The sequence below is a fragment of the Agrobacterium vitis genome (assembly GCF_013426735.1).
In the GTDB taxonomy this organism is placed as follows: domain Bacteria; phylum Pseudomonadota; class Alphaproteobacteria; order Rhizobiales; family Rhizobiaceae; genus Allorhizobium; species Allorhizobium vitis_D.
The window spans coordinates 23,458-38,338 of record NZ_AP023273.1; the positions used below are offsets into that span (position 1 = coordinate 23,458).

Consider the following 14,881-nt stretch of genomic DNA (forward strand, 5'->3'; position numbering starts at 1 on the left):
GGAGGGGAAATAAAGAGCCGGATTAGGGCTTGTCCTGGATGGCTAGATCCAAACGCTGGGCAAAACGCTGATGAAAACGGGATTTGCCGATGATCGACAGATGGTTGGTGCCGGTCACCAATTCGCAAGCGGTGGCATTGGGCGAATAGCGGCGCCAATCGATAACGCTGAGACCCCGCGTCACCGAATCCTCAGCCGAAAACGCATGGATGCGGAACTCCGAGGTCTTCAGCTGATAATTGCGGAAAATCATCGCGTTATCGAGCAAAACCCAGAAAATATGCTCTTCCGAGCCGATATCCGGCCCATCGACCGGCAGCGGCACGTTATGCTTGACGATATGATGCAAGAATTGCTCGTAAACCTCGGCATCCATCGCCGCCATCAACGTCAGCCAGGCCTCGCGCATCGGCGCTACCTTTAGCCAGCGTTGCACGGCGTCATGGGTGCGCTCACGCACCCCAGGCTCGAAATGCGGCCAGACGCCAATGGCGAACTCATCGCCCATGTCGCAGACATCGACCATGCCGATCATCCGAAGATCGACGTCATTGCCAAGCTGCTGCGCTGCCTCATAGGCGAGAAGCCCGCCCCAGGACCACCCAAGAAAGGCGCAAGGCCGTCCCTTAGCCTGGCTGCGCACCGCTTCGGCGTAGCGGGCGGTAATATCCTCGACCCTGGTGCTGAGCGCTGGCGTTTCGGTCAGCGAATAGCAGACGAAGCCCGTGGCCGGCTGGTTCGGCCCGAGATAATCCACCAATCGCATATATTCCCGCGTGCTCACCAGAAGACCCGGGAAGCAATAGAGCACAGGACGATCGCCATCGCGGCGCAGATAGATCGCCCCGACCTTGTCCTCCTGCCGGTTTTCGTCCATCGCCAGTGCCAGATCGCGCACGGTCGGATAGTTGAACATGTCGGCAATGGTCAGCGGCCATTTTGGATGCTGCATTTTCAGCCGCGAGACGATCCGTACCGCCGCCAGCGACTGGCCGCCGACATCGAAGAAGTTTTCGGTGACGCTGAGTTCGGTGATATCAAGGATCTGCTTCCAGACCTCCAGAATGGCGGATTCCTTGTCGTCGGCGGGGGGGACGATATCTCGTTGCAGCTTGGGCAGCGGCAGCGCGCTGCGGTCAAGTTTGCTGTTCGGCCCCATCGGCAACGCATCGAGCACCATGATATGCTGTGGCACCATGTAATCCGGCAGGGCGGTGACGGCAGCGCGACGAAGGTCGTTGACGTTCACATCCTCGTCTTCCCGGACCACCACATAGGCGATCAGCGCGCTGCGTCCGCTATCCTGATGCAGCAGAACCACGGCCTCCGACACATTCGGATCGGCACGCAGCACCGCCTCGATTTCGCCCGGCTCGATACGATAGCCACGCAACTTGATCTGGTGATCGACCCGGCCGGCAAATTCTACAGTGCCATCTTCGCGCCAGCGGCCGAGATCGCCGGACTTGTACATCCGCCCACCGTTGGCGGAAAAAGGATCATCAATGAAACGATCCGCCGTCAGCTCCGGCTGGCCGAGATAGCCGCGAGCAATACCGCTGCCGCCGATATGGATCTCGCCGATCACCCCGACCGGCACCGGCACCAGATCGCTGTCCAGCACATAGATGCGGCGGTCGCCGACACCCCGGCCAATCGGCGCAACCGTTCCCTCAAACCGGGTTCCCGCCGGGATCTTCCACACCATCGGCGTCATGATGGTTTCGGTTGGCCCATAGCCGTTGATCAGCATCTGCGCCTTGAGATTATCGGTCAGCAGATCGAAAACCGCCTGGGACAGCGCTTCACCGCCGAAGGAATAGAGCCGCAGCTGCGGTATTTCGCCCTTTTCCGCCGCATATTCGGCAAGGCCCCGGACATAGCTGGTCGGCAGGCTGGCATTGTTGACGCCGTGCCTGCGCATCAGCGCGAAAGCATCTTCCGGCGTCGCCAGCTTGTCCGACGTCAGCACCACACCGCCACCCGCCATCAGCGGCACCATCCAGCGCTCATGCCCGCCATCCGAGGTGAAGGGCAAGACCGGATATTCGCAGGAAGTCTCATCCATTTCATAGATGCGCAGCGTCGCTTTGCAATGATGCGCCAGCGGACCATGCTCAACAGCAACCCCCTTGGGAATGCCGGTGGAGCCGGACGTATAGATCACATAGGCAAGCTGGGCTGGCGCAATAGCGACGACCGGTGGCTCGGTGCTTTCCGAGGATAGATCGAGCGTGTCGAGATTGAGGATCGGCGTGCCGATGTCACGCGGCAAATCGGTGATGTAACGCCCCCGCGAAATCACCAGCGCCAGACCCGGCGCGCTCAGGATATGGCGGTTGCGGGCTTCTGGATGATCCGGCTCGACCGGCGTAAAAGCGCCACCGGCCTTCAGCACCGCCAGAATGGCGATGATCGCGTCGATGGATTTGTTCAGCGCCACGGCAACCCGGTCTTCCGGGCCGATCCCCATGGCGACCAGCCGATGGGCGAGCCGGTTGGCGGCGGCTTCCAGCGCGCCATGGGTAATTGACGTATCGCCCTGCGCCACCGCGAAAGCGTCTGGCCTTCGCTGCGCCTGGGCCGAAATCACTTGATGGATCGGCGTGCCATCATCGGTCTCAGGCTGGTCGGGATAGGGCGCTGACAACAGGTCCAGCTCTTCAACCGGCATGAAAGCAATCGCGCTGACCAGCTGCTCCGGCTGCCCCCGCAGGGCCTCGAACGCCAGGCTCAGATCGCGGGCGAACCGCTCGATCATTGCATCATTATGGCTCTGCGGATCATAGCCAAGCCGGATCGCCAATGTCTCCGACCCCAGGCCGGAAATGGTCACGACCAGACCTGCATCGCGCCGCGCAGGCGGCTCTACCAGAACGGCAACCGGCTGACCGGCCACAACCTGGGCCTCCACCTGGAGGGCGGGCCGCACATCCAGCACCGTTGCAACCAGGCTGGCGGCCTCGAAGCCATCGTCGCGCCGCGCCAGGGCATTCGTCAGCGCTTCGAACGGCAAATGGTGGGACAGCGCGGTGGCAACACCCTCGGCCAGCCGCTCGCGCACCGCGCTGAGGGCCAAACGACCATCGATCTCGCTGGTGACGAGCAACAGATCTTCTGTGCGGGTCGCAACCGGGCAATCCGCCTGCCGGGTTACCAACCCGATCCGCTGGGTACCACAGCCGCTATAGCGACGAAGCACAATGGCCAGTGCCGCCAGGCTGTCCTGCGTCACATCAACAACGGATGCGGATGAAGAGCACGCGACCTCGATGACCTGCTCGCGCCATGTTTGCGGACCAGAATTTGCCACACCTGCCGCTGGAGCCTGGGCGGGCAGCATCGCCACCGTCTCCTGTGCCACCAACCGGTTAAACCAGAAATCGGCGTCAGCATCTGCTATCTGCGGCATTGCGGCGCCTTGAACCAGCCAATGTGCTGCATCAAGCAAACCCGCCTCTTCACGCCCTAAATCAGCCTGTCGATCAAGCCCATCAAGAAAATCGACGGCCAACCGGTCGAGGGCCGTCCGGTCACCAATCAGAGGATGCAACGACAACAATAGGCCAATAGCCTGCCCACCTACCGTAAATAGCGTAAATTGCGCGGCGGCATCCTTTTCCAGATCAAGCGCCCTACCGGAATAGGTGGAGGAAACCTCCAGTAATACAGTCTCCAACTCCCCATCCTTTGCAAGCTCACGCTCAACAACAGGCAAGGGCTTTTGGCCAAGCAACTGATAAACGATCCCGCCTGCCCGCACTTCAAAGCGACGATTTAACAGGGGATGACGAAGCATCAGCGTCTCAATTCCAGCGTGTGCACGATCAACCCCGACAGGCGCGAAGCGAAAGCCGATAGACTGACGCCCATAGACCACTTCATGGCCCGCCTGCGACAACAGCCAGATCCGTGATTGCTGCGATGATAATGGCCATGCACGCCCCTCATCGAATCCGGTTTTGGCGATTGATGCGGCCGTCGTTGCCCGATCATGAATTGTCATTGCTTCCAGAGCCTCACACTTTTTCAGTTTTCATCTGAATTTTTATTTATAATTTTCCATTTCAATAACTTTCTGATCTATTTTTAAAGCAATTCCAAAAATAATTAGATTTTCTATTATTCATTTTCCCAAACAGCTCTCGTCAAATCTATTGGCTTGATGACGAATGACAGGTTGGAAAATTCAGAAGAAAATTTTCGAAAATTAAATTTCCCGATACATGTGAATTCGCCAAGCGCTCATTCGTCCTGCTGGGAGTGGCACTATTTTATCGCGGGCATGATCCATGTCCGCACAGGTTTGGCCACGACGCAAACGGAGACATAGATATGGACGCCTCTCTCGCAACCGTGCAAGCAAACACCGGCACGCCTTGCTCCAGCCTGCGCCTTCCCGCAGGTGGCTTCCGCGGTTATACTTTCAACAATTTACAATCTTTGATTGTCATTGCGCATGATGATACTTTGCGGATCGAGCAGAGTGGTTCCGTCATTGCCGGAGGCCATATCGTCTGGTCAGATACGCCCCGGCTGATCGTTGAAACACTCTCCATAGAGGCAGTCGCTTCCCAGCAAGTCAACAGTTTCTCCACACTCGATACCATGCTCGAGGCGATCCTGACCTGCCACCCGGAGATCCATACGCTTGCCGTGGACCTGCCGGAAGGTGTGGATTGCATCCCCTTTGCCGCTTCCGGCATGCTGCTCCCCACAGAGAGCGGGTGGATCGCAAAAGCCCAGGGCTTTTTTCAGCAATCGACGCTCTGGCTCGGCCAAGTACCGCCTGCCTATCCCGATATTCCGGTGATGACCAATGGCGTCTTGCATCCCATGCGCCCGCCAAAGCCGGTTGGGCCGGTCTATAGCCGGTTCATTCCCTGGCTGGACAAGGTTCTCGGTTTTCACGTCGCCTCGCCAGAAGCGGATCTGCCGCATTTCCACCGTTGGATGAACGATCCGCGCGTCGCTGCGATCTGGGAAGACAACGGCACGCTTTCACAACATCGTGATTTTCTCGAAAACCGGCTTGCCGACCCCCGCACCTTGCCGCTGATTGGCACGTTCGGCGGGGTGCCTTTCGGCTATTTTGAGCTTTACTGGGCCAAGGAAGACCGGCTCGGCCCGCATTACGATGCCGACAGCCATGATCGGGGCTGGCATGTGGCAATCGGCGAGGATGCGTTTCGCGGAAAACCCTATGTCAGCGCCTGGCTGCCCTCGCTGATGCACTACATGTTCCTTGATGACCCGCGCACGCGGCGCATCGTCGGCGAACCCATCCACCATCATCACCAGCAGATCCGCAATCTCGACCATTCAGGCTTCGCCAAGATCAAGCATGTGCAGTTTTCCCATAAGAAGGCTCTACTGGTTATGCTGTTGCGCGAACGTTTCTTTGCCGACCAGCTGCTTTCACCTGATCTGACCGGTCTGGTCGATAAGGATGGCCTTGCCGTTCCAGGGTCCTTGGCGCGTGGCGGCCTATAATGACATCTTCAAAGACGAAAATGGCGGCGGATCTCAACGATCCGCGCATCAAACGGCTGGTGATGACGGTTGCCCTGCCCGCTGTGGCAGGGCTGACGGCCAGCGCCGCCCACCATGCTGTCAACGCCATGTTCATCGGCGCATTGGGGCCGCAAGCGCTGGCAGGCGTCAGCCTCGTGCTGCCGCTGTTCCTCCTGGTTAGCGCCGCAACGGAAGGCTTGGGCATAGGGCTTGCCACACTTCTGGCGCGCTCGCTCGGTCAGGGCGATGTGAAGGGCGCGTCCTCGGTTGCCGTAACCGCCCTGGTTGCCGCCGTGCCGATGGGCATCGTGCTGTCCACGCTCATTTACCTCGCCTTGCCTGCGTTCGTGCAGGCGGTGGGCGGTGAAGGCGATCTCCTCGCCTCGGGCCTGATCTATGGACGACTGATCGCCTTTGGCGTGACGCTCGGCATGTTGCAGGCGATCTGCGATTTCATCGCCATTGCCGAGGGCAATTCCCGTTTCTCGATGACGGTGTTGATCGCCAGTTTCGCCCTCAACATCGCGCTTGATCCAGTGTTCATTTTCCTGCTCGATTTTCGGGAAGCGGGCGCGGCGATTGCCACCATGGTATCGACGGTTGCGGCTCTTATGGCCTATGCCGTTTATTTCTATCGCAGGCGGGGCAATGTCCGAATTGATCTGCGCCTGATCCGCTGGCACCTGCTGAAACCGATCTCCAGCATTGGCATCCCGGCCTGTGCCACCAGCATCGTCACCGGCCTCGGCTTCATGGTTCTCTTGCGTCAGGCGAGCCAAAGCGGCGGTGAAACCGGCGTAGCCGCCATTGCCATTGCCATCCGGCTGATTGCCTTCGGGCAATTGCCGGTCTTCGGCTTCTGCCTTGGCGCGCAAAGCGTCGTCAGCCATGCCGTGGGGCTGGGTGACGACCAACGGATCAAAGCCACCATTCGCTTTATGCTGATGGTCACCATTCCTGTTGCTCTCTGCTATTCCACGCTCTTGCTGGTCGCAGCAGGTCCCATCGCCCGGCTGTTCACCGAAAGCCCTGAGGTTGCCGCGCAAACCGCCGCCTGTCTTCGTCTACTGTTTCCGGTCTTTCCGCTGGCAGCCTTCCAATCCGTCCTGCTGGTCATGCTGCAATCACGCGGACGGGCTGGCTTGTCGGCGCTCGTCGGGCTGGCACCGAATGGTTACATGCTGATCCCGCTTCTTTTGTTTTTACCCGCCTGGCTCGGCTTTACCGGCGTTGCGATAGCGCCTGCCGCCGCTGCGGTGCTGACCGCCGCTCTCGGCATTGTCGTCGCCCGCCGCGAATGGGCGACCATCCTCCCTTCCAGCATTCCTTCCAGCGACGGCCCACTTCCCGGCCTGTCCGCACTCCATCCAGAGACAAGAGGTTTATCATGAACGAGACCCCACGATTCGACCCTGCTGCGAAAACCATTCCGGTTCCGCCCCCTGCCGGTTTTACCGGTCAAGACCCCTTCGATGCCGCCGTGCCGCCGATCTATCAGACATCGCTGTTTCTGTTCGACAGCTATGCCGAGTTGGAAGACGTCTTTGCCGGGCGCTCCCACAAGCCGATCTATTCACGTGGCGATAATCCAACCGTCCAGATCCTCGAGCACCGGATCGCCGAGATGGAAGGCGCACAGGCCGCACGGGCGTTTTCCAGCGGCATGGGCGCGATTGCCGCGACCATTCTCGCCTTCGTCAATCCAGGCGATCGGATCGTCACCGTCCGGCATGTCTATAGCGACGCATTCCGGTTTTTCGAAAAAGTGCTGAAGCGCTTCGGCGTTCTCGTCGATTATATCGACGGCACGGATACCGAAAGTCTGATTTCCGCCCTGCCGGGCGCAAAACTCGCCTATCTCGAAAGCCCGACCTCCATGGTGTTCGAGCTTCAGGATCTGGTCGCGGTTGGCGCTGCGGCGCGCCGTCATGGCGTCTTGACCATTGTCGATAATTCCTGGGCAACACCGCTCTATCAAAAGCCGATCGCCGCAGGCATCGATCTTGTCATCCATGCCGCCTCGAAATATCTGGGCGGCCAAAGCGATACGGTCGCCGGTCTCGTCACCGGATCGAAGGAGCATATCGCCCGGATCAACGGCGAAATCTTTCCCTATACCGGCGCCAAGCTTTCACCCTTCGAGGCCTGGCTGGTATTGCGCAATCTGGAAACACTCTCTTTCCGCATGCGCCACCACCATGAGGCAGGTCTCGAAGTCGCGCACTGGCTGAAAGCCAGCCAAGCCGTAGAACGGGTCATGCACCCGGTCTTCAGCGATCATCCGGGCCGCATCACATTGACAGGCTTTGGCGGATTGTTTTCGTTCGAAGTCAACGATGACATCGATGTCGCAGCGTTTGTCGATGCCTTGCAACTGGTACGGATCGGGGTCAGCTGGGGCGGACCTGAAAGCCTTGTCGTTCCCGCCAAGGCGGCACTCAGCATTTCACCGGAAACCAATGTCTTTGCCCGTTTCGGCGTCAGCGACCGAACCATCCGGCTCAATGTCGGGCTGCATGAGGCAAAGGCAATCATTGCTGATCTGGATCAGGCGCTTGCGCAAGCCGCGCGGTAAAAGCCGCCTCCCCTTGCTCGCTTAATTGATTGAAACTGCCAAAAGACCGGCGGCGCGCCTGTAGCGCTTCGCCGGTATTTTTGCCATATGTCACGCGCGCGCCATCGTTTGCCTGCCTTTATCCCAAGGCCCCCATGTCGCGCTCAAATGTGCCGCCCGATTTTCGAACCCGGATCGATCCATACACCATGACACGCCTTTCAAACGACACACTCACCACGCTTGCACAGACCTACGGAACGCCGGTCTGGGTCTATGACGCAGACACGATCCGCGCCCGTATCGCGCAATTGTCGTCCTTCGACGTCATTCGCTTTGCCCAAAAGGCTTGCTCCAACACCCATATCCTGCGGCAGATGCGCGAGGCTGGGGTGGTCGTCGATGCCGTGACGCTGGGTGAAATCGAGCGGGCCAGACGGGCGGGCTATGGCACCACTCAAGCCTCCGGTGTTGCCGAGATCGTCTTTACCGCCGATGTGTTTGACCGCAGCACACTGGACCGGGTGGTCGCTGACAAAATCGAAGTCAATGCCGGCTCTATCGATATGCTGCACCAACTTGGCGCACGCTCTCCGGGGCATCGCGTCTGGCTGCGCATTAATCCCGGCTTCGGCCACGGGCATAGCAACAAGACCAATACCGGCGGCGAAAACAGCAAGCATGGCATCTGGTTTGAGCAATTGCGCGACGCTCTGGCCGCCGTGCGGAACTATTCGCTGACGCTGGTCGGCCTGCACATGCATATCGGCTCCGGCGTCGATTACCGGCATCTGCAACGGGTTTGCGGGGCGATGGTGACATTCTGCTGCGAGCTTGGTGCCGATATCGAGGCAATTTCGGCGGGTGGCGGACTTTCTATCCCCTATAAGGATGGCGAGGAAGAAATCGATACCGTCCATTATTTCGCGCTTTGGGATAGCGCCCGCAAGCAGATCGAGGAATATCTGCGCCACAAGATCCGGCTCGAAATCGAGCCGGGCCGGTTCCTGACGGCGGATTCGGGCGTGCTGCTGGCCGAGGTCCGGGCGACCAAAACCATGGGCAGCAATCATTTCGTCCTTGTCGATGCCGGGTTCAGCGATCTGGCCCGCCCGGCGATGTATGGCAGCTATCACGGCATCTCCGTCGTGCCCGCCACGAATAATAATAGCGCGCCGCGCAGCGACGTGCCGGTGCCGACAGTGGTGGCAGGACCGCTTTGCGAATCCGGCGATGTCTTCACCCAGGGCGAATTCGGTACGATTGAAAAGCGCGACCTGCCGCAAGCGCAACCGGGCGACTACATGGTATTTCACGACACTGGTGCCTATGGCGCCTCCATGTCGTCAAACTATAATAGTAGACTGTACGCACCGGAAGTGCTGATGGACGGGAGCAACCACCGGCTGATTCGCAGGCGCCAGACGCTGGACGACCTGCTGGCGCTTGAAACAACGGCATAAGCTAAAGTCCCCACGAAAGTCAGCAGGGCAAACTCTGCCGACGACAACGAAGAATATGCTCCAGGCGGTCAAATGCCTGAGCATATTCGCAGGCCGAATGCGGCAAGACCGTCGCCAGAATGGGCGGCAGGCATTTATGGCTACCTCTGACAGAACCGCGCGTTTTATAAACCGCACACAGGATGCTGTAATACGTTATATTTCCTGGATGATTTTGCATCGCAACAAGCGAATTTACCCCTAAAAACGCCCAGAGTCACAGCAGGACTCGTGCCACAACAGACCACAAACACGAAATTTGCGCGCGTAAAACTGACCTGATCTGGGGCAGTCGCCAATCGTAAACGCACCATACGGGCGTGGCAGGCGTCAATGTTCAGATTTTGTTTCCATTGAAATTGACCCGTTTCAATTTCAAATTGACATTGACCCCCTGCTTGTAAATGCTACACTGCAACATGACGCATAATACAACACATTTTCAAGCACCACCAATAGTTACATTTATTTTCCAATATTAAAACAGCATTTTCTGAATTTTATATTTGCGGGCGTTCCAATCCTCCCAATTTCCGGCCCTGAATGCCCGGCCTTCAAAATTTCACGAAATGACGATTTGGAGTTTTATTTCATGCATGACATCAAACATAAATCCGTAGACCCTCTCGATCGCTTTATTATGCGCCTCAATGCCGCCGCCTCCGCTGCTGAGATGAAAGCCGTCATGGAATCCAGTATAAAATCACTGGGCTACAAGTATTTTTCCTATCACATCCTTCAAACCCCTGTGCTGAATGCTACGAATGAGACCCGCCATACATTCGGCATCAACAACTATCCAGAGGAATGGGTGGAGCGATACGCATCGGAGCGGTATGTCTATTGCGATCCCATCGTCGGGATTTCTCTGTCTCGCAAGACACCGTTTCGTTGGAACGACGCCATCGATAGCGACAAGCTGACGGAAGAAGAGCGTTGCGTTATCGAAGATGCTGCAAAACGTGGCATTGTCAACGGGCTGACCGTGCCTCTCATGTCCCGCCATGGCGAACTGGCAATCATGACTGTAATCCCCGACGAAAAATTCCAGGACAGCCTGCCGGAAGCTCATCTTATTCATATTATCTCGCAATTCTTTCATTCCTGTGCGATGCCAGTTGTCATGGAAGAGCACCTGATCGGCAGCTATCGCCGCCGCCGGTCATTCCTGTCGGCACGGGAAAAGGAAACCGTGATCTGGGTGTCCAAGGGCAAGTCGTCATGGGAAATTGCCAAAATCCTCGGCATTTCCGAAAAATCGGTCGAATTTTACATGGAGTCGGTCAAGCGCAAGCTGGAAGCCGTCAACCGTACCCAGGCCGTTGTCAAAGCAATCATGCTTGGATTGATCCAGACCGACCGTTTTCATTCGGGCGACGGACGCAAAGCCACAATGGCCATGCCCAGCCGAGCCTGACGTCATCGTCGCTGACTAAAATCCTCTTAGGCTTGATAGGGGGAGTGGGGCTGAACGACTGACGTGTTGCAGTGCCAAGTCGCTAGCATTGGCACATTGCAATTCGAAAGTTGCATCGCAGAAAATGCATGGGGCATTGAGTGACTTGCCCAATAGCCGCTTTAGAATGTGTCCAATGTCGGGTGCCAATGTCAGGCATCACTATCTGGTGAATGAGTAAACCATGCAGATCGTCATATTCACGATTGGCACCGAAGGCGATGTGCGGCCGCTGGTTGCTCTTGGCGTTGGGTTGAAGCAGGCCGGTCACAAGGTCAGAATTGCCACCGATCCGCAATGTGCCGATCTCGTCACCCATCACGGCTTGGAATTCGCCCCCTTGCGTGGCGATTTCCTTGACTGGATGCGCAATGATCGGACGACGCTGTCCAACGGTCTTTCACCGCTTGCTATTGCCAAGGCGGCGCGGCGAAGGTTGAAAACCATGGCCGCCAGTTGGCCTGCCCAAGGCCTTAGAGCAACAGAGGGTGCCGATCTGCTGATTGGCAACGGTATGGTCTTTCATCTTGCCGCAGCGCTCGGCGAATATCTGGGCCTTCCTGTCGCGGAAACGCAATTGGTCCCCACCCTGCCCTCGCGGCAACCGCCGCTTCTGCCGCTGCCGGGTTGGGCGAGGAGCTTGCCGGGACCAATCAATGTGGCACTTGGCCATGCCACGCAAATGCTGATTTGGCATATTTTGCGCCCCGCTTATAATGAGGTCGTGCGTCCGGCCCTGCGGTTGGCGCCTTATCCCTGGCGTGGTCCCTATACCTATAAGCCTCGTTCGCATCTGCGCCTGTTTGCCTATAGCCCGACGCTGGTCGAGCCGCCTGCCTCGCTCCCCTCCAATGTTCGGGTTACCGGCCCCTGGCAGTTGCAGGAAAGTTCGACATGGGCCGCACCGGATGATCTGACGCGCTTTCTAAAAGGTGGGCCTCCGCCCGTCTATGTCGGCTTCGGCAGCATGGTTGGGCCGGATGGAGGCCGCTTCACCGATATCGTGTTGCAAGCGGTGCGCAAGACTGGCAAACGCATCGTGCTTGCCAGTGGCTGGGGCGGTCTGAATGGTGCTGATAGCGAGGCTGGCGGAAATATCTTCCGGATAGACCGGGCGCCGCATGATTGGCTGTTTCCCAAAATGGCGCTGGCGGTTCACCACGGAGGCGCTGGCACCACCACTGCTGCGGCACGTGCTGGCATTGCCTCAGTGGTTGTACCATTCTTTGGCGATCAACCATTTTGGGGCAGCCGCCTTGAAAAACTCGGCGTTGCGCCGCCTGCGCTGGACCGCGCTGCCTTGACCGCAGATGCCCTAGCCTCGGCAATAATCTCTGCCGACTGCGACGACATGCGCCGTCATGCGACAGTGCTTGGCCAGCGTATGCGGGCAGAAGACGGGATCTCTGTGGCCATTGCTGCAATCGAAAGCCTTGGCGTAAAAAGCAAATGGTCGGTTTGACCTTTGCTAGATAGATCCCGTCAGGCCGCGCCCTTCCGGTTCAGGGAAATGGCATAGAGACTGGTTGTTGCAGTTATGAACAATCGATGCTTGCCACGCCCGCCGAAGCAGAGATTGGAGACCGTTTCCGGCACCAGGATCTTGCCCATCAAATGACCGTCCGGGGCGATGCAGTGGACGCCATCCGCAGCCGAAGACCAGAGATTACCGTCGGAATCGAGGCGCATGCCGTCAGCACAGCCCTTGTCGATCACATGAAACACGTCGCCGCCGGTTAGCTTCCACCCGTCACCGACATCGAACACGCGGATATGTTGCGGATCGCTGCTATGCATACGACCGGTATCGGCGACGTAAAGCCGTTTTTCATCCGGGCTGAAGGCCAGTCCGTTCGGCCCGTTGAAATCGGTCAACACGGCAGAAATCGCCCCGGATGGATCGACGCGGTAGATATTGCAGGGCAATTCCTGCTCGCTTTTCGTGCCTTCGTAATCACTGGCGATGCCGTAATGTGGGTCACTGAACCAGATCGCCCCATCGGAGGCAACCACCACATCATTGGGCGAGTTGAGACGCCGACCCTCAAAGCTGTCAGCAATCACCGTGATCGTGCCGTCATACTCAGTGCGGGTCACACGCCGTGTACCGTGCTCACAACTCACCAAGCGCCCTTGCCTGTCACGGGTATGACCATTGGCAAAATTGGAGGGTGCACGAAACGTGGTAAGACTGCCATCTGGCGTCCAGCGCAGAATACGATTGTTGGGGATGTCGGAAAACAGCAGGCAATCCAGATCGCCAAACCAAACCGGTCCTTCCACCCAATCGAAACCGGTCGCCAATTGCTTGATCGGGGCATTACCCATCACGAACCGGCCAAAGACGGGATCAGAGATCTCAAAGAACGACATGACGGAGCGCCTCCCAACACTTGATAGTCTGGACTTGGTATTCGGGTTCGAAAAATCAAACTGACGGTGGTCGGTGAAACACCCATTCCTACTCGCCAAGCTGGACCGGTTCGAATATGGTATCGATAACATGACCGGTAGAAACTGCCAAGGGAGAGCATGCCATGAGCTTTACGATACAATCCAGCGCCTTAACCGACGAAGGCGTCGCAGCACTTTTGCGCGCCGCAATCGATGCCGCGACGGCGATGGGCCAGCCGCAATGCATTATCATTGTCGATCACAGCGGCGTAGAACTGGCGTCGTTTCGGATGCGCGGTTCGCGTTATCTTTCCTTAAAAAGCGCGAGGGCAAAAGCACGGACCGCAGCCTCGCTTGCTGCTCCCAGCCACAGCGTTCCCGACCACGCCAAGCTGTTGCTGGCCGCAGCAACCCAAGGCGAAGCGACGGGGCTGAAGGGTGGCCTGCCCATTAAGGTCAACGGCATGCTGCTCGGCGGGATCGGCGTCGGTTCCGGCTCGGGTGAGCAGGACGAAGACGTGGCACGCGCAGCTCTTGCCGCCATTGGGGCGGAGCTGTCATGACCCGGATCGCCTTTCTCGGCACCGGATTGATGGGCGAGCCGATGGCCCGTCATCTGGCTGCGGATTTCGAGGTCTTGGTCTGGAATCGCTCCCCACAAAAGGCGCAGGCTTTGTCCGACGTGGCCCGCGTTGCCGCCAGCCCGGCAGAGGCCGCCAAAGGTGCGGATGTGGTGATTTCCATGCTGCTCGATGGCCCGGCCACCCGCGCCACACTGGAGGAGAGCGGCGCAATGGCTGCGGCGGGCGATAGCGCACTGATTATCGACATGGGATCGGTAGAACCGACCTGCGACCGCGATCTCGCGTCTCTGGCTAAGCAAATGGGCAAGCGTTTCCTCGACGCCCCCGTCTCCGGTGGCGTGGCTGGGGCCAAGGCAAGAACGCTGTCGATTTTCGTCGGTGGCGCGCCGGAGGATTTCGCAGCCGCCGTGCCGGTTTTCGAAAAACTGGGCCGCCCGACACTGATGGGACCGGTCGGCACCGGCCAGACGGCGAAACTCGCCAATCAGTTGATCGTCGCCGTCACCATCGGCGCGGTCGCGGAAGCCTTTCGTCTGGCACAATCGGCGGGATGCGATCCGGCAACGCTGCGCGGCGCTTTACGGGGTGGCTTTGCCGATAGCCGGATTCTGGACCTGCATGGCGAGCGGATGGTGAGCGGCAATTTCACACCGGGCGGACGATCCGCCGCGCAGTTGAAAGACTTAAATAATGCGCTTTCGGTCGCTGCCGAACACGATCTGACGCTGCCACTCTCGGAAACGGTGCGGGCGGGCTTCACAGACCTGGTGCAGAACAAAGGCGGCGCCGATCTCGACCACTCGGCCTATTATCTCTGGCTGCAACAAATCCAATCCGTCCAGGAATGAAATATCGCCGCCATACTCCCGGGAGTATG

Annotated in this window: 10 protein-coding genes; 8 read left to right on the forward strand and 2 right to left on the reverse strand. The window is 58.4% G+C overall.

Annotated features, from left to right (window positions below):
* Nucleotides 1-22: 22 nt before the first annotated feature.
* Nucleotides 23-4,006, reverse strand: coding sequence for a non-ribosomal peptide synthetase (locus H1Y61_RS17665; protein WP_180574883.1), 3,984 nt, complete (start codon nucleotides 4,004-4,006; stop codon nucleotides 23-25).
* A gap of 437 nt (nucleotides 4,007-4,443) precedes the next feature.
* On the opposite strand from H1Y61_RS17665, the gene H1Y61_RS17670 reads away from it, so the two are divergent.
* The 6 genes from H1Y61_RS17670 to H1Y61_RS17695 all read left to right on the forward strand — a co-directional run bounded on the left by H1Y61_RS17670 (nucleotide 4,444) and on the right by H1Y61_RS17695 (nucleotide 12,488).
* A complete protein-coding gene (locus H1Y61_RS17670; RefSeq protein WP_180575188.1) occupies nucleotides 4,444-5,493 on the forward strand; it encodes a GNAT family N-acetyltransferase in 1,050 nt (349 codons plus the stop codon).
* A complete protein-coding gene (locus tag H1Y61_RS17675) occupies nucleotides 5,493-6,905 on the forward strand; it encodes an MATE family efflux transporter (protein WP_180574884.1) in 1,413 nt (470 codons plus the stop codon). Before H1Y61_RS17670 ends, H1Y61_RS17675 begins: the two co-directional genes overlap by 1 nt.
* Nucleotides 6,902-8,089, forward strand: coding sequence for a PLP-dependent transferase (locus H1Y61_RS17680; protein WP_180574885.1), 1,188 nt, complete (start codon nucleotides 6,902-6,904; stop codon nucleotides 8,087-8,089). The genes H1Y61_RS17675 and H1Y61_RS17680 overlap by 4 nt, the downstream gene beginning before the upstream one ends.
* Nucleotides 8,090-8,223: 134 nt before the next feature.
* Nucleotides 8,224-9,531 carry a diaminopimelate decarboxylase gene (gene lysA, locus H1Y61_RS17685; RefSeq protein ID WP_235680927.1) on the forward strand — a complete coding sequence of 436 codons (1,308 nt, stop codon included), beginning with the start codon at nucleotides 8,224-8,226 and terminating at the stop codon, nucleotides 9,529-9,531.
* A 631-nt stretch (nucleotides 9,532-10,162) separates the two neighbouring features.
* Entirely contained in the window at nucleotides 10,163-10,987 is an 825-nt protein-coding gene (locus H1Y61_RS17690) for a helix-turn-helix transcriptional regulator (protein ID WP_180574886.1), read from the forward strand.
* A gap of 223 nt (nucleotides 10,988-11,210) precedes the next feature.
* Nucleotides 11,211-12,488 carry a glycosyltransferase gene (locus H1Y61_RS17695; RefSeq protein ID WP_180574887.1) on the forward strand — a complete coding sequence of 426 codons (1,278 nt, stop codon included), beginning with the start codon at nucleotides 11,211-11,213 and terminating at the stop codon, nucleotides 12,486-12,488.
* Between the two features lie 20 nt (nucleotides 12,489-12,508).
* Here H1Y61_RS17695 and H1Y61_RS17700 read toward each other — a convergent pair whose 3' ends face one another.
* Entirely contained in the window at nucleotides 12,509-13,399 is an 891-nt protein-coding gene (locus H1Y61_RS17700; RefSeq protein WP_180574888.1) for an SMP-30/gluconolactonase/LRE family protein, read from the reverse strand.
* Nucleotides 13,400-13,563: 164 nt separating this feature from the next.
* Here H1Y61_RS17700 and H1Y61_RS17705 point away from each other — a divergent pair, with 164 nt between their 5' ends.
* Nucleotides 13,564-13,983 carry a GlcG/HbpS family heme-binding protein gene (locus H1Y61_RS17705; protein ID WP_180574889.1) on the forward strand — a complete coding sequence of 140 codons (420 nt, stop codon included), beginning with the start codon at nucleotides 13,564-13,566 and terminating at the stop codon, nucleotides 13,981-13,983.
* Nucleotides 13,980-14,852 carry an NAD(P)-dependent oxidoreductase gene (locus H1Y61_RS17710; protein WP_180574890.1) on the forward strand — a complete coding sequence of 291 codons (873 nt, stop codon included), beginning with the start codon at nucleotides 13,980-13,982 and terminating at the stop codon, nucleotides 14,850-14,852. Before H1Y61_RS17705 ends, H1Y61_RS17710 begins: the two co-directional genes overlap by 4 nt.
* Nucleotides 14,853-14,881 lie beyond the last annotated feature (29 nt).